The sequence below is a fragment of the Pseudomonas sp. G1002 genome, assembly GCF_013385455.1.
Taxonomy (GTDB): domain Bacteria; phylum Pseudomonadota; class Gammaproteobacteria; order Pseudomonadales; family Pseudomonadaceae; genus Aquipseudomonas.
The window spans coordinates 79,201-103,490 of sequence record NZ_JACAPY010000005.1 but is presented as its reverse complement, the minus strand read 5'-3'; the positions used below and the strand labels follow the sequence as shown (position 1 = coordinate 103,490).

Genomic DNA, 24,290 nt, shown 5'->3' with positions numbered 1-24,290 from the left:
TCATGTACCTGACGCCTCAGCATATCTTGCTCGCCGGAGCCTCCGGCCTGACCGGGGAGCACCTGCTGGACCGCCTGCTCAACGAGCCGACCGTGACCCGCGTGCTGGCACCCAGCCGCAAGCCTCTGGCCGAGCATCCACACCTGGAAAACCCGGTGGGCGACCCGGCAGTATTCCTGCCGCAACTGAGCGGCCAGGTGGACATCGCCTTCTGCTGCCTGGGCACCACCATCAAGCAGGCCGGCTCCGAAGAAGCGTTCCGCGCCGTCGACCTGGACATGGTCGTGGCCTTTGCCAAGCGCGCCCGGGAAATGGGGGCGCGGCACCTGATCGTGATCAGCGCAATCGGCGCCGACCCGAAATCTTCGATCTTCTACAACCGCGTCAAGGGCGAGATGGAACAGGCGTTGAAAGCCCAGGATTGGCCGCAGTTGACCATCGTCCGACCTTCGCTGTTGTTGGGTGAGCGATTGGAACCGCGGCTGGCCGAGCAACTGGCCGGGCCATTGTCGCGGCTGATTCCGGGCAAGTACCACGGCATTGAAGTGTGCGAACTGGCGCGGGCGATGTGGCGACTGGCGCTGGAAGAGCAGGATGGGGTGCGGGTTATAGAGTCGGACGAGCTGCGCAAGCTCGGCAAATAACACGTAATTCCAGGCAGGACACTATCCAAATGTGGGAGCGGGCTTGCTCGCGAATGCGGTGGATCAGTCAATGATACAGTGACTGATCCACCGCATTCGCGAGCAAGCCCGCTCCCACATTGGATTTCTGTTAATACTGGGATTAAGTACTACAGCCCGCCCGTCGCATTGAACCCAACCCCCAGCACCGTCAGCACCGACAGCGGCAACAGCAGCGTGTCGAGCAAGGCACTGGCCGGCAGGTCGACATGGGGATAGCTCGGCGCCTCGGCCCCAAAACGGTCCATCGCGCAGCACCCGCCCTGAATCGCATACATGTCCAGCCGCGTGCCGGCATACACCACCGGCGCGCCGGGCTGGGCGGCGTCCAGGGTTCGCGCAGTCGCACACCCGGTGAGTTGCAGCGCCAGCAGCACCATCAATAGTTTATTCATCACTGCTCAAATGGTGCTCGCCCCAGCGCGGCAGCATGTCCTGGGGAATGTTCAGCAGGTTGAGAATCCGCGCCACCACAAAGTCCACCAGGTCATCGATGGTCTGCGGCTGGTGATAGAAGCCCGGCGACGCCGGCAAGATAGTCACGCCCATGTTCGACAGCTTGAGCATGTGCTCCAGATGGATGCTCGAATACGGCGCTTCGCGCGGCACCAGAATCAACTGGCGACGCTCCTTCAAGGTCACGTCCGCCGCGCGCTCGATCAGATTGTTGCAGGCGCCCGTGGCAATCGCCGACAGGGTCCCGGTGGAACACGGCACCACCACCATCGCGGCCGGTGCACCGGAGCCCGACGCCACCGGTGACATCCAGTCTTCCTTGCCATAGACCTTGATCTGCCCCGCCGCCGCACCGGTGTACTCGGTGAGGAAGGCCTGCATCATCTGCACTTTGGGCGGCAACGCCACATCGGTCTCGGTGGCCAGCACCAGTTGCGCGGCCTTGGAGATCAGGAAGTGCACCTCGCGGTCTTCGCGCACCAGGCAGTCCAGCAGGCGCAAGCCATAGGGCGCGCCGGACGCGCCGGTCATCGCCAGGGTGACGCGTTCCGGGCCGCTCACTTCAGGGCCTCGGCGAGTTTGCCATGCAGGCCGCCAAAGCCGCCGTTGCTCATGATCACCACGTGAGTGCCGGGCCTGGCCTGGTGTTTCACGTGCTCGATGATGCCTTCCAGTGAGTCGCGGCAAATCGACGGCACCGTGCACAACGCGGCGATGGCAGGCAGGTCCCAACCGAGGTTGGCCGGCGCGTACCACACAACCTGGTCGGCATCGTTGACGCTTTCCGGCAAACCATCACGGTGGGCGCCCAGCTTCATGGAGTTGGAGCGCGGCTCGATAATCGCGATCACCTGGGCATCACCCACACGCTTGCGCAAGCCATCCAGGGTAGTGGCGATGGCCGTCGGGTGGTGGGCAAAGTCGTCATAGATGGTAATCCCATTCACTTCGGCGACCTTTTCCATCCGGCGCTTGACGCTTTTGAACGCGCTCAAGGCCGCAATGCCCATGGACGGCACCACGCCGACATGCCGCGCAGCCGCCAGGGTGACCAAGGCATTGGCGACGTTGTGCTGGCCGGTCATGTCCCAATCGACGATGCCTTGGGCGACGCCTTCGAACAGTACTTCAAATTTGGAGCCATCTTCGCTCAGCAGTTTGACCTGCCATTGGCCGCCAGCACCGGTGGTTTGTACCGGGGTCCAGCAGCCCATCTCGATAACTCGCTGCAGGGCAGGTTCGGTGGTGGGGTGAATCACCAGGCCTTCGCTGGGAATGGTGCGCACCAAGTGGTGGAACTGCCGCTCGATGGCCGCCAGATCAGGGAAGATGTCCGCGTGATCGAACTCCAGGTTGTTCAGGATCGCCGTACGCGGGCGGTAGTGAACGAACTTGGAGCGTTTGTCGAAGAACGCGCTGTCGTACTCATCGGCCTCGATGACAAAAAACGGGGTGTCGCCGAGGCGCGCCGACACCGAGAAATTCTGCGGCACGCCACCAATCAGGAAGCCCGGGCTCATGCCCGCATGCTCCAGCACCCAGGCCAGCATGCTGCTGGTGGTGGTCTTGCCATGGGTACCGGCAACGGCGAGTACCCAACGGCCTTGCAACACATGGTCGGCCAGCCATTGCGGGCCAGACACGTACGGCAAACCTTTATTCAGTACATATTCGACTGCCGGGTTACCGCGCACCATGGCATTGCCGATCACGACAAGGTCCGGGACCGGGTCGAATTGCGCCGGGTCATAACCTTGGGTCAGCTCAATGCCCTGGGCCTGCAGTTGCGTGCTCATGGGTGGGTAAACGTTGGCATCGGAGCCAGTAACATGATGGCCCAGTTCTTTGGCGAGCACCGCCATGGAGCCCATGAACGTGCCGCAAATACCGAGAATATGAATGTGCATAGTCGACCTCGTAAAACATCGAGGCAGGTTAGCGCAGGGAAGGGAAAATCGCACTCTTTAGCTGTAGCACGCAGGCCTTGGGGGGGTAGCCGCCATTGTTTGTCAGAGCGTAGGGGAATATTCGATAAGTCCGGTGCCACAGGATGCATGCATGGCATCGGACCCATCGCCAGTTTGACTGAGCATCATCCATGACTCGAAAGTTTACGCGGGGTTATGTCACACGACTTTTGTTTCGGCAGACTCTGCCGGTAATGACAGCGTTCCCATGTGCAACAACTTCCCTATGAACTTGTTTAATGCGTCGAATTTCTTATCAATAACATCCAGACGGCCTTTGTCATCGGTGCCGTCTGCGGGAGTGGCAATGTAAGGCCGGAATACCATGTCGTTTTCGTCCCCCAGTTTTTTAAGCTGTTCCTCCGCAGTTTTATACAAGGCCTCAAGCGTTTCGAGGCGCTCGCTTGGCGTACGCGACGAGGAGTCGCTCATTTTAAGTGCCGGAGCATTCGTTCCTTGACGCATTGCCATAATATTGTTGGCAATGACTTCCATGCGCAACTCGGCCAGGCCCAAGCGCGCGGTCGTGGCACCCGTGTCGGTGTCCTGCGTGGCGACGACCGATGTTGTCCCGTCGGTTTTCGCGGCAGGCACCTGCGTGCTTGGAGCCGGCTGGTGAGCCGGAGGGAGCAGTGGCGTATTGTTTGTAAACTGCGCCTTGATTGTCTCGCCAGACCAAACCGAGCCTGCGTAGGTACCAATACTCAGGGGAGCGCTGACCAATCCGCTTATACCCGCACTGACAAAGGCGTCGCGGGCTACCGTTGCCGCCTGGGGCGAGGTGTTGAACACCCCGGCCTTGACCAGCCGATCAGCAACCATCAGGTTTTGAGTCACCTGTGCCAAATCTTTAGGATCTGCGCTGGCCTGAGGCTTGAACGGCCGGTTGGCAGGCCCTTGGTTCATCAATTTTTGTTGTGTCAGCGTTTGAAAATTATTGGGTTTCTCGGGCTTGGGTAGCGTTGTGGAGGTGTCTGTGGCCGGATTTTTCCCTAACCGGGGTTTAGGTTGGGGAGCTATTGGAGGGGAGCTGCCCTGGCCACCGGGACGTACTATCGGAGGCGTTACACCGCCATTGCGCGGGGCCGGTGGTTTATTCACTGGAGGTAGATTGACCGTGTTGGGCCGAATTCTAATACTATTCATGATTATTATCTCACTTGTTGTTACTATTTACGCATAAGCGCTATTAGCGAGTTATCGAGACAATCGACAACCGCCAACTTAGTAACTAAACAGATAATGAACGTTCCAGAAGACAGTCACCCACACACGAAAATACATGACAAAACATTAATACGGTGCGACGCCAATTATTTAACGCACAGTCGCCCACAACACAGATTGATCACTCACAGCCAGAACAGGTAACGTCATCATTACACCTGACGCGCTATACCATACTTACGTAACTTTCTATAAAGCGTATTTCTACTGACTCCAAGCACGGTCGCCACGTGCGTCATATGCCAGCGTTGCTGCACCAATGTTGCCAGCAATGCCTGGCGCTCGGCAGCATCCAGCAATGAGTTTGCCGGTTCACTCATCGCCACCGGCAGGGTTTGCACGGCACGAATCTGTGCAGGCAGGTCATCAAGCCTCACCCGCCCGTCCTCACACAGTGCGGCAAGGGTGCGCAACACCGTGCGCAACTGCCGCACGTTGCCCGGCCACGCGAACGCCAACAGGGCCTGGCGGGCCTCGCCGTCAAGCTGCACCGCCTGATCTCCCGCTTCTTCGGCCAACAGGAAGTCCAGCAGTTGCAACTTGTCACTGCGCTCGCGCAACGGCGGCAAGGCCACTTCCAGGCCATTGAGCCGGTAATACAGGTCTTCACGAAAACTACCATCCTGCACCCGATCAAGCAGATTACGGTGGGTAGCGCTGATAATTCTGACGTCCACCGCTTGCGGTTCACCGCCGATGGGCACTACCAAGCGGTCTTCAAGCACCCTTAATAGCCGGGTTTGCAAAGCCAGCGGCATATCGCCGATTTCATCCAGAAACAACGTGCCACCATCTGCCTGCTGCAGCTTGCCGCGCATGCCTTCCTTGCGGGCGCCGGTAAAACTGCCGCCGCGATAACCGAACAGCTCGCTTTCGATGAGGCTTTCCGGGATGGCTGCGCAGTTGAGGGCCACAAAGGCTTTATCTGCGCGCAGGCTTGCATGGTGCACGGCCTTGGCAAACGCCTCTTTGCCAGACCCGGTTTCCCCCTGGATCAGCAAAGGCACATCACGCTCGAACACCCGCAAGGCTCTGCGGAAATCGTTTTGCAGCGCCGCGTCTCCAAGGCAAATGCCCGGCAATCGCGGCCGCTCCGGCAAAGCGTGGGCCACCGGCACCGGTACGCTGCGTGGCTGGCCGCGCAACACCGCGAACAAGCCACGGCCATCGCGGGTACGCAGGGGCCAACTGGCGCTGGCGTTCGCGCTGGCACGCCCGAGCAACTCATCGAGCGAACAATCGAAAAACGCCTCGACCGGCTGCCCCAACAACCCGCCACGGATTTGCCCGAGCAGGTTCAGCGCACTCTGGTTAACCGCGCAAATGCGCCCTTCACCATCGAACGCCAGCAGCCCTTCGCTGAACAGGCCCACAGACTCTGCCTGCAAATGAAAGCGCAGCAACCAGTGGTGCTCAAAATGGCGCAGGAAGTAACAGCTCTCGATCATCTTCGCCGAAAGATTGACCAGCGCCATGGTGTGGAACTGGCTCTGGCGCGACACCGCCTCCCGGGCCGAGGACACATCCAGCACCGCCAGCAGTTCGCCATGAGGGTCGAACACCGGGCTGGCCGAGCAGGTCAGGCCGGTATGTCGGCCACGAAAGTGTTCATCGCGATGAATCGTCAGGGACTGGCGCTCCACCAGGCAGGTGCCGATGCCGTTGGTGCCTTCGCAGGCCTCGCTCCAATCGGCACCCAGCCACAGCCCGGCACCCTCGAAGATCTTGCGCTCGCTGGGGGCGGTGACGCAGTTGAGGATCACCCCACGGGCGTCGGTCAGCAGCACCGCATGGCCGGCGCCGGAGAGCTGTTGATGCAGGCTGTTCATTTCATTGCCGGCGATGCTCAGCACTTGTTGCAGGCGTTCGCGGCTTTCCAGCAGGCGGCCATGTTCGAGCACCGTGGGCGCGATGGTCAATGCGGGGTCGAGGTGATAGTCCTCAAGACAACGCAGCCAGGAGCGGGCGATGGACGGATCGCTGCCGGGGCCATGCAGCGGGTCCTGCCCACGGGTGACCGTCAGGACTTGTTGGGCATGGCGACTGAAATGATCGTTTTGCATGTTCTTATTATTCTCCCTGCGTGAAGTACACCGCGCGCGAGTGCCCAGCATCCTCCAGCCTCCCGACCATTGCAATCCCGGGCAGACCCACCGGTCACAGGCTGTACCGCTTATGGCACAAACTGTCACCCAGGCTGTACCAAGCTTGCCACAGCAACGGTTTGCAACAACCTCTAAACCCTTGATTTACAGGCTCTACGAGGCACTGGCCCGACCTTTGCTCTACGCTTTAACAAGCACAACCGTGCGTCCTCCAATAAACACAAAAAGCCAGGAGATACCCACCATGCGTTACGCACACCCCGGTACTGAAGGCGCGATCGTTTCGTTCAAGGCCAAGTACGGCAACTACATCGGCGGTGAGTTTGTCGCGCCGGTCGATGGCAACTATTTCACCAACACCTCGCCGGTCAACGGCAAGCCCATCGCCGAATTCCCGCGCTCCACTGCCAAGGATATCGACAAGGCCCTGGACGCCGCCCACGCCGCCGCTGACGCCTGGGGCAAGACCTCGGCCCAGGACCGCTCGCTGGTACTGCTGAAAATCGCCGACCGCATCGAACAGAACCTCGAACTGCTGGCCATCACCGAAACCTGGGACAACGGCAAGGCCGTGCGCGAAACCCTGAACGCCGACATCCCGCTGGCCGCGGATCACTTCCGCTACTTCGCCGGCTGCATCCGCGCCCAGGAAGGCAGCAGCGCCGAGATCAACGAACACACCGCCGCTTACCACTTCCACGAACCGCTGGGCGTGGTCGGCCAGATCATCCCGTGGAACTTCCCGCTGCTGATGGCCGCCTGGAAACTCGCGCCAGCCCTGGCCGCCGGTAACTGCGTGGTGCTCAAGCCTGCCGAGCAAACCCCGCTGGGCATCAACGTGCTGATGGAACTGATCGGCGACCTGCTGCCGCCGGGCGTGCTGAACGTGGTGCACGGCTACGGCAAAGAAGCCGGCGAAGCCCTGGCCACCAGCAAGCGCATCGCCAAGATCGCCTTCACCGGCTCCACGCCAGTGGGCTCGCACATCATGCACGCGGCCGCCGAGAACATCATTCCGTCCACCGTTGAGCTGGGCGGCAAGTCGCCGAACATCTTCTTCGCCGACATCATGAAAGCCGAACCGCAATTCATCGAGAAAGCCGCTGAAGGCTTGGTGCTGGCGTTCTTCAACCAGGGCGAAGTGTGCACCTGCCCTTCCCGCGCGCTGGTGGAAGAGTCGATCTACGACGACTTCATGAAAGTGGTGATGAAGAAGGTCGAGTCGATCAAACGTGGCGACCCGCTGGACACCGACACCATGGTCGGCGCCCAGGCGTCCGAGCAGCAGTTCGACAAGATTTTGTCCTACCTCGAAATCGCCAAGGGCGAAGGCGCCGAGCTGCTCACCGGCGGCAAGGTCGAGAAGCTGACCGGCGATCTGGCCACCGGCTATTACATCCAGCCAACCCTGCTCAAGGGCACCAACAAGATGCGGGTGTTCCAGGAAGAAATCTTTGGCCCGGTGGTGAGCATCACCACGTTCAAGGATGAAGCCGAAGCCCTGGCGATTGCCAACGACACCGAGTTCGGCCTGGGTGCCGGCCTGTGGACCCGCGACATCAACCGCGCGTACCGCATGGGCCGGGCGATCAAGGCCGGGCGTGTATGGACCAACTGCTACCACCTGTACCCGGCGCATGCCGCGTTCGGTGGTTACAAGAAGTCCGGTGTGGGCCGTGAGACTCACAAGATGATGCTTGATCACTATCAGCAGACCAAAAACCTGCTGGTGAGCTACGACATCAATCCGCTGGGCTTCTTCTAACTCACAACCCGCTCCCACATTTGAAATGCAATAAAAATGTGGGAGCGGGCTTGCTCGCGAATGCGGTGTATCAGTTACTGAGTTTTCAACTGACTACCGCATTCACGAGCGAGCCCGCTCCCACACTTGATCTTCACAAGACCTTGCTACTCATTCGGCTTACTTAAGTAAGCCGGGATAAAACAATAAGAAAGGGATTCCATCATGCCCAGCGAACCGAATGGCGCTCCGGCGTCCGGGTCTTCCGTCGACTTTGAAAAGGTCGGCACCGAATACTTCCAACAACGGGAACTGAAAAAAGGCGCTGCCGGCTGGGTACTATTAGTCGGTCTCGGTGTTGCCTACGTCATCTCCGGCGACTACGCCGGCTGGAACTTCGGCCTGGCCCAGGGTGGCTGGGGCGGTATGTTCCTCGCCACACTGCTGATGGCCACCATGTACCTGTGCATGTGTTTCTCCCTGGCCGAACTGTCTTCCATGATCCCTACCGCCGGCGGCGGCTACGGCTTTGCCCGCAGCGCGTTCGGCCCCTGGGGCGGGTTCCTCACCGGCACCGCGATCCTTATCGAATACGCCATCGCCCCCGCCGCCATCGCGGTGTTTATCGGCGCCTATTGCGAGTCGCTGTTCGGCATTGGCGGCTGGATGATCTACCTAGCGTTCTACATCATCTTTATCGGCATCCACATCTTCGGCGTGGGTGAAGCGCTGAAGCTGATGTTTGTGATTACCGCCGTCGCCGCGATTGCCCTGGGTGTGTTCCTGGTGTCGATGGTGCCGCACTTCAGTGTCGCCAACCTGCTGGACATCCCGGTGACCGAGGCCAAGGGCGCCAGCTCTTTCCTGCCCTTCGGTTATGTCGGCGTGTGGGCGGCGATTCCCTATGCGATCTGGTTCTTTTTGGCCGTCGAAGGTGTGCCACTGGCCGCTGAAGAAACCAAGAACCCCAAACGCGACCTGCCCCGCGGCCTGATCGGCGCCATTGTGGTGCTGACCAGCTTCGCCCTGCTGATTTTGGTGATCGCCCCCGGCGGCGCTGGCGCCTACGCGTTGATGGCATCGGGCAATCCCCTGGTGGAAGCCTTGTCCAAAGCCTACGGCGGCTCCACGTGGATGGGCCACTTCGTCAATCTGGTGGGCCTGGCCGGGCTGATCGCGAGCTTCTTCTCGATCATCTACGCCTACTCCCGGCAGATCTTCGCCCTCTCCCGCGCCGGATACCTGCCGCGCAAGCTGTCGCAGACCAACAAAAGCAAGGCACCGGTACTGGCCCTGGTGATCCCCGGCATCATCGGGTTCGGCCTGTCGCTGACCGGCCAAGGCGATTTGCTGATCCTGGTCGCCGTATTCGGCGCGACCATTTCCTACGTGCTGATGATGGCCGCGCACATCACCTTGCGCATCCGCCGCCCCAAAATGGACCGCCCTTACCGTACTCCGGGCGGCATCTTCACCTCGGGCGTCGCCCTGGTACTGGCCTGCATCGCTGTTGTGGCGGGCTTTCTGGTGGATCCGCGCGTGGTGATTGGCGCCGCGATCATCTATGGAGTATTAATTGCTTACTTTGCTTTCTACAGTCGGCATCACTTGGTAGCAGGCACGCCGGAAGAAGAATTTGCGGCGATCCAGGCCGCAGAGGCCGCCTTGCACTAACTGCCATAAACCTCGACGCGGGCGCTTTACTCACATTCAGCCCGCGTCGACAAGGAGACTCTGTATGGCAAGCTTTTCCCACGCGGTCGGTGCATTGACCTACCGCTTCGACAGCCTCAAGGACGTGATGGCCAAGGCCAGCCCGGCCCGCTCCGGGGATTTTTTGGCGGGTGTTGCCGCCCAGAACGATGGCGAGCGGGTCGCGGCGCAAATGGCCCTGGCCAATATTCCGTTGAAGCACTTTCTTGAAGAAGTGTTGATCCCGTACGAAAGCGACGAAGTCACCCGGCTGATTATCGACACCCACGATAAACAGGCGTTTTCCGTGGTCAGCCACCTGACCGTCGGGGGTTTGCGGGATTGGCTGCTCAGCGACGCGGCCGACGAACAGAGCCTGCGCGCCCTGGCGCCCGGGCTGACACCGGAAATGGCCGCCGCCGTGTCGAAGATCATGCGCGTGCAGGATCTGGTACTGGTGGCGCAGAAAATCCGCGTCGTCACACAGTTCCGCGGCACGATGGGCCTGCGCGGGCGCCTGTCCACCCGCCTGCAGCCCAACCATCCCACCGATGAGCCGGCCGGTATCGCCGCGAGCATTCTTGACGGCCTGCTCTACGGCAACGGCGACGCCATGATCGGCATCAACCCGGCCACCGACAGCATCGCCTCGATCTGCGCGATGCTGGAAATGCTCGACGCGATCATCCAGCGTTATGAAATCCCGACCCAGGCCTGCGTGCTGACCCACGTCACCACCTCCATCGAAGCCATCAACCGTGGCGTGCCGCTGGACCTGGTGTTCCAGTCGATCGCCGGCACCGAGGCGGCCAATGCCAGTTTCGGCATCAGCCTGAGCGTGCTGCAGGAAGGCTACGACGCGGGCCTGAGCCTGAACCGCGGCACCCTCGGGCAAAACCTGATGTATTTCGAAACCGGCCAGGGCAGCGCCTTGTCGGCCAACGCACACTTTGGCGTCGACCAGCAAACCTGCGAAACCCGCGCCTATGCCGTTGCCCGGCATTTCAAACCGTTTTTGGTGAACACCGTGGTCGGTTTTATCGGCCCCGAGTACCTGTACAACGGCAAGCAGATCATCCGCGCCGGCCTCGAAGACCACTTCTGCGGCAAGCTGCTGGGCGTGCCCATGGGGTGCGACATCTGCTACACCAACCATGCCGAAGCCGACCAGGACGACATGGACACCCTGCTCACCCTGCTGGGCGTGGCCGGGATCAACTTCATCATGGGCATCCCGGGCTCCGACGACATCATGCTCAACTACCAGACCACTTCATTTCACGACGCGCTGTACGCCCGCCAAACATTGGGTTTAAAGCCGGCACCGGAGTTTGAACAGTGGCTGGCGAAAATGGGCATCTTCACGCAAGCCGACGGCAAGGTGCACTTCGGCAACAGCCTGCCACCGGCATTCCGCCACGCCTTGGCGCAACTGGGATGAAGAAGGAACCGCCCGTGCACATCGACACCCCGGAAAACAACGTGGACAACCCGTGGCTTGAGCTGCGGCGCCTGACCCCGGCGCGGATTGCCCTGGGCCGCACCGGCACCAGCATGCCTACCGGCGCTCAGCTGGATTTCCAGTTCGCCCATGCCCAGGCCCGCGACGCGGTACACCTGCCGTTTGATCATGCAGGACTCAGCAGCCAACTGGCGGAGCGCGGCCGCGACAGCCTGTTGCTGCACAGCGCCGCCGTCGACCGCCACAGCTACCTGCAACGCCCGGACCTTGGGCGCCGCCTCAGTGATGAATCCGCCCAGGCCCTGCGGGACTATGCCGAAGCCAACCCCGGCGGCGTGGACCTGGCGGTGGTGGTGGCCGATGGCTTGTCGGCCCTGGCGGTGCATAAACATACGTTGCCGTTTCTTACACGCATGGAGGAACAAACCCACGCTGAAGGCTGGTCGCTGTCACCGGTGATTCTGGTGGAGCAGGGCCGTGTCGCCGTCGCGGATGAAGTCGGCCAGTTGCTCGGGGCAAAAATGGTGGTGATCCTGATCGGCGAGCGGCCGGGGCTCAGCTCGCCGGACAGCCTGGGGCTGTATTTCACCTACAACCCCAAAGTCGGCCTCACTGACGCCTACCGCAACTGCATCTCCAATGTGCGCCTGGAAGGCTTGAGCTACGGCATGGCCGCTCACCGCCTGCTTTACTTGATGCGGGAGGCCTGTCGCCGGCAGTTGTCGGGGGTCAACCTCAAGGATGAAGCGCAGGTACAAACCCTCGAGTCGGATGATCCCGACCTGATGAAAGGAAACTTCCTGCTCAGCCCACCGAAGGACTGATCCCTGCACGATTGCGCTTTTTCTCTGCTTTAGGCAGCATCGAGACACGGCCGCTTGTGTGGTCATACCCCATTTGGAAGTTGAGGCCTGGCATGCGGATTACTCAAGCGACCCTGGAACACCTGGACCTGTTGACCCCGCTTTTCGTCAAATACCGCGAATTTTACGGCGCGCTGCCGTTTCCTGATTCGAGCCGCGCCTTCCTGGAAAAACGCCTGCGCCGCAAGGAGTCTGTGATCTATCTGGCGCTGGCCGACGATGACGACAAGAAACTGCTCGGTTTCTGCCAGCTGTATCCAAGCTTTTCATCGTTGTCCCTCAAGCGCGTGTGGATCCTCAACGACATCTACGTCGCCGAAGACGCACGCCGGCAGTTGGTGGCCGACAACCTGATGCGTACCGCGAAGAAGATGGCCAAGGAAACTCAAGCCGTGCGCCTGCGTGTGTCCACCAGCAGTGACAACCAGGTGGCGCAGAAAACCTACGAGTCCATCGGTTTTCGGGAAGACACCGAGTTCAAGAACTACGTGCTTGCGATCAGCGATGACTGACAACTATTAACCAAACCTCATACATCTGTTGTGGGAGCCCCCTCCCACACTGACGCTGTGTCTACAATCAGATCGCTTTCGCGACATTCCCCGCTACAAAACCAGCACGCTTTTCACAACTCTATCCGTATAATGCGGACCTTTCAGGGTCGTAAGAAATACGCCACTACCTTGTAGCCCTTATTACCCGAAGCCTCCGCACAGGCCCGCTGAGCCAGGCCATTCACACAGGTGCCCTCCATGGATTTCAACCCGCTTGACCTTATCCTGCATCTCGACGTGTACCTCGACATGCTGGTGAGAAACTACGGAGTGTGGATCTACGCCATTCTGTTCCTGGTTATCTTTTGCGAAACCGGCCTGGTGGTCATGCCGTTTCTGCCGGGTGATTCCTTACTGTTCATCGCCGGCGCTGTTGCAGCGGGCGGCGGCATGGACCCGATATTGCTGGGCGGCCTGCTTATGCTCGCGGCCATCCTGGGTGACAGTACCAACTACGTGATCGGACGAACGGCCGGGGAACGCTTGTTCAGCAACCCCAACTCGAAGATCTTCCGCCGCGACTACCTGCAAAAAACCCACGACTTCTACGACAAGCACGGCGGCAAAACCGTGACCCTGGCGCGCTTCCTGCCGATCCTGCGCACGTTTGCGCCGTTCGTCGCCGGTATCGCGAAAATGCCTTACCCGCGCTTCTTCGGTTTCAGCGTGTTCGGCACCGTCCTCTGGGTCGGCGGCCTGGTAACCCTGGGCTACTTCTTCGGCAACGTGCCGTTCATCAAGAAAAACCTGTCGCTGCTGGTGGTGTTCATCATCCTGCTGTCGCTGGTACCGATGATCATCGGTGTGTTCCGCAGCCGCTTTGGCCGCAATTCCACCGAAGCCAAGCCGCAGTAACCTGCGATGTGGTCCCTCAGCGCCTGGCGTCGCCGGCGCCTGCTGGCCAAGCACCCGATTGCCGATGAAACGTGGCAGCGGGTGCGCCATCACCTGACGTTCCTCGACGGCATCACTGCCGAGCAAGACCAGTGGCTGCGGGAAGCCTGCGTGGTGTTCCTCGCCGAAAAACACCTCACCGCCCTGCCCGGCGTCGAACTGCACCAGGAACAGCGCCTGCTGCTCGCCGCCCAGGCACAGCTGCCGCTGATGAACCTTGGCGACCTCGACTGGTACCAGGGCTTCCACGAGATCGTGCTGTACCCCGACGACTTCCTCAGCCCGCAGCGCCATCGCGACGCCAGCGGCGTGGAGCACGAGTGGGACGGCGAGCACAGCGGCGAAGCCTGGCAACAGGGCCCGGTGATCCTTGCGTGGCCCGGCGTACTGGCCAGCGGCAACTGGGAAGGCTACAACCTGGTCATTCACGAACTGGCCCACAAGCTGGACATGCTCAACGGCGACGCCAACGGCCTGCCACCCCTGCACCACGACATGCGCGTGCAGGAATGGGCCAGCGTCATGCAAAGCGCCTTCGACGACCTCAACCGCCAGCTCGACCGCAACCCTGACGCCGAAACGGCCATCGACCCCTACGCCGCGGAAAACCCGGCCGAGTTCTTTGCCGTCACCAGCGAATATTTCTTCAGTGCCCCGGATTTACTGGTCAGCAGTTATCCACAGGTGTACGAGCAACTGAGCCACTTCTACCGTCAGGATCCCCTGGCGCGCCTGCACCAACTGCAGGCCGGCGACGTGCGGTATCAGACGGAACGCCAAGCGCACTACGACGTCTGACGCATGGCATCGGCGTCAGAATATGCCTATAATCGCCGCCACTTTTAGGCCAATCCGGCCATGTTCCATGGCCAACTACGGGGGCAACGCCCAATGAGCTACAGCAAGATTCCGGCTGGCAAAGACCTGCCGAACGACATCTACGTCGCCATCGAGATTCCGGCCAACCACGCGCCGATCAAATACGAAATCGACAAAGACAGCGACTGCCTGTTCGTTGACCGTTTCATGGCCACCCCGATGTTCTACCCGGCCAACTACGGTTTCATCCCCAACACCCTGGCAGACGACGGTGACCCCCTCGACGTGCTGGTCGTGACCCCTTACCCGGTTACCCCAGGCTCGGTTATCCGCGCCCGCCCGGTCGGCATCCTGAACATGACTGACGACGGCGGCGGCGATGCCAAAGTTATCGCAGTACCACACGACAAGCTGTCCCAGCTGTATGTCGACGTGAAGGAATACACCGATCTGCCGCCACTGCTGCTGGAACAGATCAAACACTTCTTCGAGAACTACAAAGACCTCGAAAAAGGCAAATGGGTGAAGATCGACGGTTGGGGCAATGCAGACGCCGCCCGCGCCGAGATCCTGAAGTCGGTCGCTGCCTACAAAGGCTGATACCGCTATTCGCTCTGAAAAAGCCCCGATTAAACGGGGCTTTTTTTGTGGGAAAAATATAAACATTCGGCTACTTTAATAAACATATTTACAGCAATTGTTTAACTAGCTTAATCAACTAGCAGAATAGTCCTGCGATAAGGAAACACCTACATACAGCAACTCAACGCATGGTTTATTTGATCTGATTTTACGGCCAGTAAACTCTGCGTTTATGAATACATCAGGTGATCGCTTAAGAGCGCTATTACGGGAAGTTCATCTTTCCGCTTCCGACTTCGCCAAGAACCGCGATGTTACGCCTCAACACGTAAACAACTGGTTCAAACGCGGCGTCCCCATGGGCCGGCTCAACGAGTTCGCAGAATTGTTGTGCGTCACCAGCCGTTGGCTGCGCACAGGCGAAGGCCCCAAACATCCACCCGCCAACTACCTGCTGGAAGGATCCGATGCAGACACCTCCCACCGTATCGCCCGCGAGACCAGCGGCAACTACATCACCCACCCGGTCTCGGGCCCGGTAAAAATCGACGTGGAGATCCCCCTCCACCCCACCTTCACCTCGACCGAAAGCATCCGCCTCTCCCTGCACACCCTTGAAGCCATCGGTGTAAGCCCGGAGCGGGCACTCGGGGCCTACATGGTCGGCAACAGCATGATCGACATCATCCAGGACGGAAGTACCCTTGCCATCGACTGTGGTCGCAAACAGATCATCGATGGCGAAATCTACGCGGTAGAGCACGACGGAATGCTGCGGATCAAATACCTCTACAACCGTCCAGGAGGTGGCCTGCGGATGCGCAGCCACAACAGCGCCGAGCATCCGGACGAGTTTTTGACCTATGAGCAGCGGCATGAGCAGAACTTTGAGATTCTGGGTTGGGTGTTCTGGTGGGCGACACTGAATAACCGCCGCCCGCCGGTGCCGCTGGATGAGCATTTATTGGGCTACGAAGGCTCTAAATCGGATCCGGAGCTGGGAAATTGAGGCGAATGTGGGTATTATCCGCCGCACATTTGGCAGGGGGTTGGCGTGAAGCCGGTCCGCCCTGCCTGGCGATGCGGAGGAGTTCCCGCTGATGCCCCTTATCATCTGGGTGCGAGCCTGGGTGAACGATTTGAAGGCTGGTGAGGTTTACCAAAAATAAGCTGAACCAGTCCCCGAGAAGCCGGCCACAAGCCGGCTTTTTAATGCCTGGAAGAAATGCGCTACACCTGCCAGGCATCGAGCTATTTGAGAACGCGCCAACCGCTCCAAGGCACGCAAGCCGTCTTTTCCATCCTCAGGACATTCGCCTGATACGTCGCTAAAAGCCCGTTCCAAGAACACGTTTCGCATACCTGTCGTTACCAACGACATGACATCAAGACGTGTCGCAAAAATCAAAATATAGCGACACGTAGTGCACGCATGTTTACACTGACGCCACGAAAGGGCGCCCTGATGAGCCCCTCTTACCTTTAGACGGATAAGTCAAAGACCGAGCCCCATCCATGACCGCATCCCACCTTCCCTGGCAGGCTGACAAGCCCTACAACCAGCTTCCCACTTTGCCACCGGCAACTGTTCTGGAAACCCATGCAGTGCTCAAACGCTGCATTGAGGCCCGCACAGCCCTGGCCGAATTGAAGCAAGCGGCTGAGCTGATCCCTAACCAGACAATGCTGATCAACACCATTCCATTGCTGGAGGCCAAGGACAGCTCAGAGATCGAAAGTATCGTCACCACCACGGATTTGCTCTTTCAGCATGCTCAGGATGGGGATAGCCACGCAGACCCAGCGACCAAGGAAGCACTGCGCTACCGCAAAGCCCTGCAGAAAGGTTATCAATCGTTGGCCGACCGCCCACTCTCCACCGGTGCTGCAGTCGAAATCTGCCGCACGCTTAAAGGCGTGAACATGGATATACGCCGGGTGCCAGGAGTCCAGCTAGCCAACGACCGAACCGGCGAGATCATCTATACCCCACCGGAAGGCGAAGATCGCTTACGTGACATGCTCGCCAACTGGGAGCGCTTCCTGCACAACGAGACCGACCTGGATCCATTAGTACGTATGGCGGTTAGTCACTATCAATTCGAAGCCATTCACCCATTCACCGACGGCAATGGCCGTACCGGGCGAGTGCTCAACACCCTGTACCTGATCCAGGAAGGCTTGCTGAATCTACCGATTCTCTACCTTAGCCGTTACATCATTGCCCATAGGGCCGATTACTACCGCTTGTTGCTAGACGTCACTCGCGAACAAGCCTGGGAGCCCTGGCTGCTGTACATGCTCAGTGCCGTGGAGGAAACAGCACGCTGGACCTGTGCAAAAATTGCCGCTATACGCAGCCTGTCCGAACACACCTCCCAGTTTGTTCGTGAGCAGTTGCCGAAAACCTATTCCCGCGAGCTGGTAGACGTCATTTTCGAACAGCCCTACTGCCGTATCAGCAACGTAGTTGACAAACAGATTGCACAGCGTCAAGCGGCCTCCCGCTACCTCAAAGAGCTAGTCGCCATTGATGTTCTGCAAGAGGTGCAGGTTGGAAAGGAAAAGCTCTTCATTCATCCCAAACTGATGCAGCTACTCACTCGCGACAGCAATGACTTCAAGCCATACGCCTGAGGGGACCGCTTTAATCCATGGCGATCGTCTGCCGGGATTTCCGCCCCTGAGCCAGGATGATGAGCATTTGGTCAGTAGATCGCTGACCAAATGCATCGCAACCTCAGCGTAGGCTTAAGGTCCTCACCTCGGCTGCAAACAGTCCAGCGCTCGATCCACCACCACCTTCGACATTTCCACCAAATGCATCACCGCCCGCTGTGCGCCATTCAGCGGCTCGGTCGACGCCTGGGCGGTTGCTACGGCGCAATGCAGCAACTCGGCAGCATGGGCCAGCGCATCTTCGAAACTCAGTTCGTCATCGACGGTAAACGGGTTGGGTGAAGGCTGCGCGTCCGGCGCTTTAAGGTAGTGATCGATCACTCGACGCGAGGCATCAGTGTCGCGGAGTAAGGCTTTATGGAATGCGGGTGGATCGGGGGTAACTTTGACCATGGTAAATCTCCAATCAAACATTTGGAGCCACCACTCCTCGCGACTAAACGAAGGCGGCAGCTGTACGCAGGTTAGTCGACCGGTCGATTGGAAACCCGGCGCGCCCGAGGGCGCCCTGCGCACAGCCACCATAAAAGTGCAGGCGAAAAACGGCCTGACTCATGAACTGATCGTGCGCCAATCGAATCCGGGCGACTAAACCCGATCACCGAATATGCAGTGACGGAACGCAGACTAGTCGCGGGATTTTGCTGGCGCAAGCGCTTGGAATTCTCTAGGAAACGTCCTGCAAATGAAAGGGATCAGTCTTCCTGGCCATTCCCAATCACTGCATCTTCTTGACTCTCCCCCTAAGGTCACACCTCACCCTGAAATCCCAGTTTTCAGGACCGCACCACCATGAGCCAACGCATCCTGGTCATCCTCGGCCACCCTTCCAGCACCAGCTTCTGCTCGGCCCTCACCGACACCTACATCACCAGCGCCAAAAACGCCGGCCACGAAGTACGCATCCTGCGTCTGGGTGAACTGGCCTTCGACCCTATCCTCCACAACGGCTACAACCAGGCCCAGCCTCTGGAACCCGACCTGCTCAACGCTCAATCCGACATCCTGTGGGCCAATCACCTGACGTTTGTTTTCCCCATCTGGTGGGGTGGAATCCCTGCGTTGATGAAAGGTTTTATCGACCGAATTTTCCTATCCGGTTTCGCCTTCAAATACCGCAAGGGAAAGGCCTTCCCCGACAAACTCCTGAAGGGCAGAACCGCGCACTTGCTGGTGACCCTGGACACGCCGCCGTGGTATTACAGGTGGTTCTACCGCATGCCCGCGCTGCACCAGATACGCAAGACGACGCTGGAGTTTTGTGGCATCCAGCCGATCAAGACGTTGCAGTTCGGGCCGGTGCTTGGCTCTACGCCAGCACAGCGGGAACAGTGGCTGAAACAGGCCGGCGCACTCTTTGGGAAAAGGATTTTTCATGTACATCGGCAAAGCCGCGCAACTGTCGGGCACAACCATCAAGGCGATTCGTCACTATGAGGCCATCGGCCTGTTGCCGCCGCCGCAGCGGGAAGGCCGTTATCGGATTTACTCTACGCAAAGTGTCGAGCTGCTGACGTTCATCAAGTGTGCCCAGCAGTTGGGTTTCAAGCTCAAGGAGTTGCAGGTGATTCTGGTCGGGCATCCTGGTGATGGGTTGCCCTGGGAGCTGGCGGACAAGGCAATCACCAACAAAAAGCAGGAACTGATGAAGCAAATCGAAGCGCTGCAGAAGATGCACGGGGGATTGGTCGAATTTGAGGCCAGTCTCAAGGACGCTCAGGGTCAATGCAACGCACCACCGAAAACGCCACGGCCGTCAATGAGCTGAACCGCTGTTTTACGTAGTACCGGGCAGCGGCTCGGAACAGAAAAAGCTTCGCAAGTAATGGAGTGGTTTCCGGCCGCACTGGGAAAGGTCCACTTCGAGCGCGATTGGCAATGGCGTGCTGGCGGGAAGTTGGACGGCGATTACCGGCGTGTGGGACGCCATCAAGCAAGTGCAGGAGATCTTCAAGGACGCCGGCAAGCTGTTTGAAAGCCTGGGGGCGACAGCCAGCGAATTGATGAGCTGGCGAGTACTGCGCCAAAGGTTATGGAACAGGCGATCCTGCTGGCCAGTGATGAGGCGGCGCTGTGCCTGATGTGCGCATCTGACTGGACAGTGAGCCGAATCGCTCACACAATCGGCTCACCAAATGAGCCGAATAAGCCTTCTATTCGGCTCACATACCGAGCATGCCTCCATGGATCACCCGAACTGGATCTGGCAACAACCCGACTGGCCGCACTTTCACTGGCAACCAGAGCGCCTTGCAGCGTTGTTGCGAGAGTGCACGCAGGCGCAAGGAAAGTTGCTGGGCATGCTCGGTTCGGTCAGCCAGGCCCAGAGTTCAGAGAATGAACTGGATGCGTTGCTGCAAAACATTCTGACCTCCTCGGCAATCGAGGGTGAGCAACTGAATATGGGTTCCGTACGTTCCTCTTTGGCCCGACGCCTGGGCCTGGAGCAATTGCAAGACGGCTCAGTGAGCCGACGCAGCGAGGGTCTGGCTGACTTGATGCTGGACGCCACGCAACAGTTTGCTCAACCGTTTACCCTCACCCGTCTATTTAACTGGCATCGGTGGTTGTTTCCCGCCGAGGAGGCCCGCTTTTCCACCCACGGCTTGAACGTAGGCGCGCTAAGGGGGGATGAGCCCATGCAGGTTGTGTCGGGACGACTGGACCGACCCACTGTGCATTTCGAGGCCCCACCCCGCCAAGGGCTAGAGCAGTCGCTGGACGATTTCATCGAATGGTTTGAAGCCAGTCGCCATCATGCGGCCCTTGACCCATTGCTGCGCGCAGGCCTGGCGCATTTCTGGTTCGTCACCCTGCATCCCTTCGATGATGGTAATGGTCGTCTGACGCGGGCGATTACCGACCTCGCGCTTGCCCAGGCAGAGCATCAAGCGATCCGCTTCTACGCGATGTCGGCGAGCATCCTTGAAGACCGGGCGGGCTATTACCGTGCACTGGAAACCAGTCAAAAGGCCACGCTGGATATCACCGATTGGCTTGAGTGGTTCCTGCAAACGCTGCTTCGTAGCTTGCAGCAGGCCATGGTGCGGATTGACCGGGTACTGGGCAAAACCCGCTTCTGGCAGCAGCATCGGGACCACGCACTCAGCGCCGAACAGACCAAAGTCTTGAATCGCCTGCTCGACGGTGGCGAAAAGGGCTTTGAGCACGGGATCAGCGCCGCCCAGTATCAGGCAGTGGCCAAAGTGTCCAAGGCCACGGCGACCCGACATCTGGCCGATCTTCTGGAAAAAAACTGCCTGGTTCGGCTACCCGGCGGCGGCCGCAGCACCCGCTATCAAATCAACACCCAAGGCGATTGATTTTCAAGGCAAATCCCCCCACTCATTTGCCCCAATCCCCCATGTCTGCTAGTGTCGCGCCGGTTTACCGTCTACCGGAATAGCCGCCATGGCCCGCAAAAAAGTTGCACTCGATTTCGAACAATCCCTCGCCGACCTGCAAACCCTGGTCGAGCGGATGGAGAACGGCGAGTTGTCGCTGGAAGACTCGTTGACCGCATTCGAGCAAGGCATCGGCCTGACCCGCGACTGCCAGAGCGCCCTGGCGCAGGCGGAGCAGAAGGTCCAGGTGTTGCTGGAACGCGATGGGGAGTTGGCCGAAGAACCTTTCGATGCGGAACAGCCTGAATGATCGACGCTTATCAGGCCGACAGCCAGGCCCGGGTCAATGCTGCGCTGGAACCGCTGTTTGTCGCGCCCAGCCCTGAGCTGAACCGCCTGTATGAGGCCATGCGCTACAGCGTGATGAACGGTGGCAAGCGGGTTCGCCCGTTGCTCGCCTATGCGGCCTGTGAAGCCCTCGGCGCCCAGGCGGAGGAAGCCAACGGCGCCGCCTGTGCGGTGGAGTTGATCCACGCTTACTCCCTGGTACACGACGATTTGCCGGCAATGGACGACGACGATCTGCGTCGCGGCCAACCCACTACCCATAAAGCCTTTGATGAAGCCTGCGCGATTCTCGCCGGTGACGGCCTGCAAAGCCTGGCGTTCAGCGCCCTGCTGGACCCGCGCCTGAGCAGCGTCAACGCCGAGATCCGTCTGCGCATGGTTACCGCGCTGGCGCTGGCCGCAGGGCCTGCCGGCATGGTCGGCGGTCAGGCGATTGACCTGGGTTCGGTCGGTTTGAAGCTCGATCAACAAGCCCTGGAATACATGCACCGCCACAAGACCGGCGCGCTGATCGAGGCCGCCGTGCACCTCGGCGCCCTGGCCAGTGGCCGTGCCGAAGCTGCGCAACTGGCGGCGCTGCAAACCTACGCGCGGGCCATCGGCCTGGCGTTCCAGGTGCAGGACGATATTCTCGACGTTGAAAGCGATACCGCGACCCTCGGCAAGCGCCAGGGTGCTGATATCGCACGGGACAAGCCGACTTATCCTTCGCTTCTCGGGCTGGAAGCCGCCAAGGCGTACGCCCTGGAGCTGCGGGACCAGGCCCTGGATGCCCTGCGACCTTTCGACGCGGCTGCCGAGCCACTGCGTGACCTGGCGCGGTATATCGTCGAACGTCGCCACTGACAACAGCGGCCTTTTCCACCGCATATCAGCCAAGTTCGGCGCTCTGCGTGGGCAGTTTGCGATGCTTGAGGTAAACTGCCGCCTCTTCTATACCTATAACGATTCGCCTGATGCCCACGACGTTTCAAGAGATTCCCCGCAAGCGCCCGGCCACGCCCCTGCTGGACCGTGCCAACACGCCAGCCGGCCTGCGCCGCCTGGGTGAAGCCGAGCTGGAAACCCTGGCCGATGAGTTGCGCCTGGAATTGCTCTACACGGTCGGCCAGACCGGTGGGCATTTCGGTGCCGGCCTGGGCGTCATCGAGCTGACCATTGCGCTGCATTACGTATTCGACACTCCGGACGACCGGCTGGTGTGGGACGTGGGTCATCAGGCCTATCCGCACAAGATTCTCACCGGACGCCGCGAGCGCATGGCCACACTGCGCCAGAAGGATGGCATCGCCGCCTTCCCGCGCCGCTCCGAGAGCGAGTACGACACCTTTGGCGTCGGCCACTCCAGCACCTCTATCAGTGCAGCGTTGGGCATGGCGATTGCCGCCCGCCTGCAAAACAGCGATCGCAAGGCGATTGCGGTGATCGGTGATGGCGCGTTGACCGCCGGCATGGCCTTCGAGGCGCTGAACCACGCGCCGGAAGTGGACGCCAACATGCTGGTGATCCTCAACGACAACGACATGTCGATCTCGCGCAATGTCGGTGGCCTGTCGAATTACCTGGCAAAAATCCTCTCCAGCCGCACTTACGCCAGCATGCGTGAAGGCAGCAAGAAGGTGCTCTCGCGTCTGCCCGGCGCGTGGGAAATTGCCCGTCGTACCGAAGAATATGCCAAGGGGATGCTGGTTCCCGGCACCCTGTTCGAAGAGCTGGGCTGGAACTACATCGGCCCGATCGACGGCCATGACCTGCCAACCCTGATCGCCACCCTGCGCAACATGCGTGACCTTAAAGGCCCGCAGTTCCTGCATATCGTGACCAAGAAAGGCAAAGGCTTCGCCCCGGCGGAAGTCGACCCGATTGGTTACCACGCGATCACCAAGCTGGAACCGCTGAACGCCCCGGCCGCCGCGCCGAAGAAGCCCAGCGGGCCAAAGTATTCCGGTGTGTTCGGCGAATGGCTGTGTGACATGGCCGCCGCCGACCCGCGCCTGGTGGGCATCACCCCGGCGATGAAGGAAGGTTCCGACCTGGTGGCGTTCAGCGAGCGTTTCCCGCTGCGCTATTTCGACGTGGCCATCGCCGAGCAACATGCGGTGACCTTCGCCGCGGGCATGGCCTGTGAAGGCGCCAAGCCGGTAGTCGCGATCTACTCTACGTTCCTGCAACGCGGTTATGACCAGTTGATTCATGACGTCGCGGTGCAGAACCTCGACGTACTGTTCGCCATCGACCGTGCGGGCCTGGTGGGCGAAGACGGCCCGACCCATGCCGGCAGCTTCGACCTCTCGTACCTGCGCTGCATCCCCGGCATGCTGGTGATGACCCCGAGCGACGAGAACGAACTGCGCAAGATGCTCAGCACCGGCCACCTGTACAACGGCCCGGCGGCTGTGCGCTATCCGCGGGGGAATGGTCCGAATGCGGTGATCGAAAAGGACCTTGAGCCTATCGAAATCGGCAAGGGTATCGTCCGCCGCCAGGGCAGCGGCGTTGCCTTGCTGGTGTTCGGCGTGCAATTGGCTGAAGCCTTGAAAGTGGCCGAGAAGATCGACGCCACGGTGGTAGACATGCGTTTCGTCAAGCCACTGGACGAGGCCTTGGTGCGCGAGATCGCCGGCAGCCATGAGCTGCTGGTGACCATCGAAGAAAACGCCATCATGGGCGGCGCCGGTGCGGCAGTCAGTGAGTTCCTGGCACGGGAGAATATCCTCAAGTCGGTGCTGCACCTGGGCTTGCCGGATGTGTATGTCGAGCATGCCAAGCCGGCGCAGATGCTGGCCGAGTGCGGGCTGGATGAATCCGGGATTGAAGCTTCGGTTCGTCAGCGCATGGCCCTGCTGGGCCTGTAGAAACGCGATTAAAAAT

At 59.9% G+C, this 24,290-nt stretch carries 23 protein-coding genes; 17 read left to right on the top strand and 6 right to left on the bottom strand.

The features are described 5' to 3' along the window. The first annotated feature begins 2 nt into the window (after nucleotides 1-2). Nucleotides 3-644 (top strand): oxidoreductase, encoded by a 642-nt coding sequence (locus HX801_RS02285; protein ID WP_003215421.1) that lies wholly within the window; start codon nucleotides 3-5, stop codon nucleotides 642-644. A 149-nt stretch (nucleotides 645-793) separates the two neighbouring features. Here the strand turns inward: HX801_RS02285 and HX801_RS02280 are convergent, their stop codons facing one another. From HX801_RS02280 to HX801_RS02260, 5 genes are all read right to left on the bottom strand, one after another. Next, complete coding sequence (locus HX801_RS02280) at nucleotides 794-1,078, bottom strand: YceK/YidQ family lipoprotein (RefSeq protein ID WP_023659172.1); 285 nt, start codon at nucleotides 1,076-1,078, stop codon at nucleotides 794-796. Continuing rightward, nucleotides 1,071-1,700: a flavin prenyltransferase UbiX gene (gene ubiX / locus HX801_RS02275; RefSeq protein WP_003219402.1), complete on the bottom strand. Its 630-nt coding sequence runs from the start codon at nucleotides 1,698-1,700 to the stop codon at nucleotides 1,071-1,073. The genes HX801_RS02280 and ubiX overlap by 8 nt, the downstream gene beginning before the upstream one ends. Continuing rightward, a complete protein-coding gene (gene mpl, locus HX801_RS02270; protein WP_003219401.1) occupies nucleotides 1,697-3,046 on the bottom strand; it encodes a UDP-N-acetylmuramate:L-alanyl-gamma-D-glutamyl-meso-diaminopimelate ligase in 1,350 nt (449 codons plus the stop codon). The genes ubiX and mpl overlap by 4 nt, the downstream gene beginning before the upstream one ends. Before the next feature lie 219 nt (nucleotides 3,047-3,265). Further along, entirely contained in the window at nucleotides 3,266-4,012 is a 747-nt protein-coding gene (locus tag HX801_RS02265; protein WP_256344189.1) for a hypothetical protein, read from the bottom strand. 473 nt (nucleotides 4,013-4,485) lie between these two features. Beyond that, nucleotides 4,486-6,396, bottom strand: a complete 1,911-nt coding sequence (locus HX801_RS02260; protein WP_008436524.1) for a sigma-54-dependent Fis family transcriptional regulator — start codon at nucleotides 6,394-6,396, stop codon at nucleotides 4,486-4,488. A gap of 286 nt (nucleotides 6,397-6,682) precedes the next feature. Here HX801_RS02260 and HX801_RS02255 point away from each other — a divergent pair, with 286 nt between their 5' ends. The 10 genes from HX801_RS02255 to fic all read left to right on the top strand — a co-directional run bounded on the left by HX801_RS02255 (nucleotide 6,683) and on the right by fic (nucleotide 17,685). After that, the gene (locus tag HX801_RS02255; protein ID WP_003219398.1) at nucleotides 6,683-8,203 is read left to right on the top strand and encodes an aldehyde dehydrogenase family protein; all 1,521 of its coding nucleotides are present in this window, start codon (nucleotides 6,683-6,685) and stop codon (nucleotides 8,201-8,203) included. 204 nt (nucleotides 8,204-8,407) lie between these two features. Then, nucleotides 8,408-9,856 carry an ethanolamine permease gene (eat, locus tag HX801_RS02250; RefSeq protein ID WP_003219395.1) on the top strand — a complete coding sequence of 483 codons (1,449 nt, stop codon included), beginning with the start codon at nucleotides 8,408-8,410 and terminating at the stop codon, nucleotides 9,854-9,856. Between the two features lie 64 nt (nucleotides 9,857-9,920). Further along, complete coding sequence (locus HX801_RS02245; RefSeq protein WP_003219393.1) at nucleotides 9,921-11,315, top strand: ethanolamine ammonia-lyase subunit EutB; 1,395 nt, start codon at nucleotides 9,921-9,923, stop codon at nucleotides 11,313-11,315. Continuing rightward, on the top strand, nucleotides 11,312-12,160 hold the full coding sequence (eutC, locus tag HX801_RS02240) for an ethanolamine ammonia-lyase subunit EutC (RefSeq protein ID WP_087692359.1): 849 nt from the start codon (nucleotides 11,312-11,314) through the stop codon (nucleotides 12,158-12,160). Before HX801_RS02245 ends, eutC begins: the two co-directional genes overlap by 4 nt. A gap of 92 nt (nucleotides 12,161-12,252) precedes the next feature. Then, nucleotides 12,253-12,711: an N-acetyltransferase gene (locus tag HX801_RS02235; protein WP_003219389.1), complete on the top strand. Its 459-nt coding sequence runs from the start codon at nucleotides 12,253-12,255 to the stop codon at nucleotides 12,709-12,711. A gap of 240 nt (nucleotides 12,712-12,951) precedes the next feature. Beyond that, entirely contained in the window at nucleotides 12,952-13,608 is a 657-nt protein-coding gene (locus HX801_RS02230) for a DedA family protein (protein WP_008436520.1), read from the top strand. A 6-nt stretch (nucleotides 13,609-13,614) separates the two neighbouring features. Beyond that, on the top strand, nucleotides 13,615-14,445 hold the full coding sequence (locus HX801_RS02225) for a zinc-dependent peptidase (RefSeq protein WP_008436519.1): 831 nt from the start codon (nucleotides 13,615-13,617) through the stop codon (nucleotides 14,443-14,445). Between the two features lie 93 nt (nucleotides 14,446-14,538). Continuing rightward, a complete protein-coding gene (gene ppa, locus HX801_RS02220) occupies nucleotides 14,539-15,066 on the top strand; it encodes an inorganic diphosphatase (protein WP_003219382.1) in 528 nt (175 codons plus the stop codon). 214 nt (nucleotides 15,067-15,280) lie between these two features. Then, nucleotides 15,281-16,057 carry an XRE family transcriptional regulator gene (locus HX801_RS02215; RefSeq protein WP_177021485.1) on the top strand — a complete coding sequence of 259 codons (777 nt, stop codon included), beginning with the start codon at nucleotides 15,281-15,283 and terminating at the stop codon, nucleotides 16,055-16,057. A 506-nt stretch (nucleotides 16,058-16,563) separates the two neighbouring features. Beyond that, a complete protein-coding gene (fic, locus tag HX801_RS02210; protein ID WP_177021484.1) occupies nucleotides 16,564-17,685 on the top strand; it encodes a protein adenylyltransferase Fic in 1,122 nt (373 codons plus the stop codon). A gap of 123 nt (nucleotides 17,686-17,808) precedes the next feature. Here the strand turns inward: fic and HX801_RS02205 are convergent, their stop codons facing one another. Beyond that, on the bottom strand, nucleotides 17,809-18,120 hold the full coding sequence (locus tag HX801_RS02205; RefSeq protein WP_003219377.1) for a DUF6124 family protein: 312 nt from the start codon (nucleotides 18,118-18,120) through the stop codon (nucleotides 17,809-17,811). A 399-nt stretch (nucleotides 18,121-18,519) separates the two neighbouring features. Between HX801_RS02205 and HX801_RS02200 the strand changes: the two genes are divergently transcribed. The 6 genes from HX801_RS02200 (at nucleotide 18,520) to dxs (ending at nucleotide 24,274) form a co-directional block, all read left to right on the top strand. Beyond that, the gene (locus HX801_RS02200; RefSeq protein WP_177021483.1) at nucleotides 18,520-19,164 is read left to right on the top strand and encodes an NAD(P)H-dependent oxidoreductase; all 645 of its coding nucleotides are present in this window, start codon (nucleotides 18,520-18,522) and stop codon (nucleotides 19,162-19,164) included. After that, nucleotides 19,103-19,495: a MerR family transcriptional regulator gene (locus HX801_RS02195; RefSeq protein ID WP_087692355.1), complete on the top strand. Its 393-nt coding sequence runs from the start codon at nucleotides 19,103-19,105 to the stop codon at nucleotides 19,493-19,495. The genes HX801_RS02200 and HX801_RS02195 overlap by 62 nt, the downstream gene beginning before the upstream one ends. Nucleotides 19,496-19,910: 415 nt before the next feature. Continuing rightward, nucleotides 19,911-21,050 (top strand): Fic family protein, encoded by a 1,140-nt coding sequence (locus tag HX801_RS02190; protein ID WP_177021482.1) that lies wholly within the window; start codon nucleotides 19,911-19,913, stop codon nucleotides 21,048-21,050. Nucleotides 21,051-21,138: 88 nt separating this feature from the next. After that, a complete protein-coding gene (locus HX801_RS02185; protein ID WP_003209964.1) occupies nucleotides 21,139-21,381 on the top strand; it encodes an exodeoxyribonuclease VII small subunit in 243 nt (80 codons plus the stop codon). Further along, nucleotides 21,378-22,265 carry a (2E,6E)-farnesyl diphosphate synthase gene (gene ispA, locus HX801_RS02180; protein ID WP_177021481.1) on the top strand — a complete coding sequence of 296 codons (888 nt, stop codon included), beginning with the start codon at nucleotides 21,378-21,380 and terminating at the stop codon, nucleotides 22,263-22,265. The genes HX801_RS02185 and ispA overlap by 4 nt, the downstream gene beginning before the upstream one ends. 110 nt (nucleotides 22,266-22,375) lie before the next feature. After that, entirely contained in the window at nucleotides 22,376-24,274 is a 1,899-nt protein-coding gene (dxs, locus tag HX801_RS02175) for a 1-deoxy-D-xylulose-5-phosphate synthase (RefSeq protein ID WP_008436502.1), read from the top strand. The last annotated feature ends 16 nt before the right edge of the window (nucleotides 24,275-24,290 follow it).

Excerpts from the sequence above, each read along its gene's own strand:
- dxs (WP_008436502.1), top strand. The coding sequence starts at position 22,376 with ATGCCCACGACGTTTCAAGAGATTCCCCGCAAGCGCCCGGCCACGCCC.
- mpl (WP_003219401.1), bottom strand. The coding sequence starts at position 3,046 with ATGCACATTCATATTCTCGGTATTTGCGGCACGTTCATGGGCTCCATG.
- HX801_RS02230 (WP_008436520.1), top strand. The coding sequence starts at position 12,952 with ATGGATTTCAACCCGCTTGACCTTATCCTGCATCTCGACGTGTACCTC.
- fic (WP_177021484.1), top strand. The coding sequence starts at position 16,564 with ATGACCGCATCCCACCTTCCCTGGCAGGCTGACAAGCCCTACAACCAG.
- HX801_RS02215 (WP_177021485.1), top strand. The coding sequence starts at position 15,281 with ATGAATACATCAGGTGATCGCTTAAGAGCGCTATTACGGGAAGTTCAT.
- eat (WP_003219395.1), top strand. The coding sequence starts at position 8,408 with ATGCCCAGCGAACCGAATGGCGCTCCGGCGTCCGGGTCTTCCGTCGAC.
- ppa (WP_003219382.1), top strand. The coding sequence starts at position 14,539 with ATGAGCTACAGCAAGATTCCGGCTGGCAAAGACCTGCCGAACGACATC.
- HX801_RS02205 (WP_003219377.1), bottom strand. The coding sequence starts at position 18,120 with ATGGTCAAAGTTACCCCCGATCCACCCGCATTCCATAAAGCCTTACTC.
- ispA (WP_177021481.1), top strand. The coding sequence starts at position 21,378 with ATGATCGACGCTTATCAGGCCGACAGCCAGGCCCGGGTCAATGCTGCG.
- HX801_RS02195 (WP_087692355.1), top strand. The coding sequence starts at position 19,103 with ATGTACATCGGCAAAGCCGCGCAACTGTCGGGCACAACCATCAAGGCG.
- HX801_RS02260 (WP_008436524.1), bottom strand. The coding sequence starts at position 6,396 with ATGCAAAACGATCATTTCAGTCGCCATGCCCAACAAGTCCTGACGGTC.
- HX801_RS02190 (WP_177021482.1), top strand. The coding sequence starts at position 19,911 with ATGGATCACCCGAACTGGATCTGGCAACAACCCGACTGGCCGCACTTT.
- HX801_RS02185 (WP_003209964.1), top strand. The coding sequence starts at position 21,139 with ATGGCCCGCAAAAAAGTTGCACTCGATTTCGAACAATCCCTCGCCGAC.
- HX801_RS02285 (WP_003215421.1), top strand. The coding sequence starts at position 3 with ATGTACCTGACGCCTCAGCATATCTTGCTCGCCGGAGCCTCCGGCCTG.
- HX801_RS02225 (WP_008436519.1), top strand. The coding sequence starts at position 13,615 with ATGTGGTCCCTCAGCGCCTGGCGTCGCCGGCGCCTGCTGGCCAAGCAC.
- HX801_RS02245 (WP_003219393.1), top strand. The coding sequence starts at position 9,921 with ATGGCAAGCTTTTCCCACGCGGTCGGTGCATTGACCTACCGCTTCGAC.
- HX801_RS02280 (WP_023659172.1), bottom strand. The coding sequence starts at position 1,078 with ATGAATAAACTATTGATGGTGCTGCTGGCGCTGCAACTCACCGGGTGT.
- HX801_RS02265 (WP_256344189.1), bottom strand. The coding sequence starts at position 4,012 with ATGAACCAAGGGCCTGCCAACCGGCCGTTCAAGCCTCAGGCCAGCGCA.
- HX801_RS02200 (WP_177021483.1), top strand. The coding sequence starts at position 18,520 with ATGAGCCAACGCATCCTGGTCATCCTCGGCCACCCTTCCAGCACCAGC.
- HX801_RS02255 (WP_003219398.1), top strand. The coding sequence starts at position 6,683 with ATGCGTTACGCACACCCCGGTACTGAAGGCGCGATCGTTTCGTTCAAG.
- eutC (WP_087692359.1), top strand. The coding sequence starts at position 11,312 with ATGAAGAAGGAACCGCCCGTGCACATCGACACCCCGGAAAACAACGTG.
- HX801_RS02235 (WP_003219389.1), top strand. The coding sequence starts at position 12,253 with ATGCGGATTACTCAAGCGACCCTGGAACACCTGGACCTGTTGACCCCG.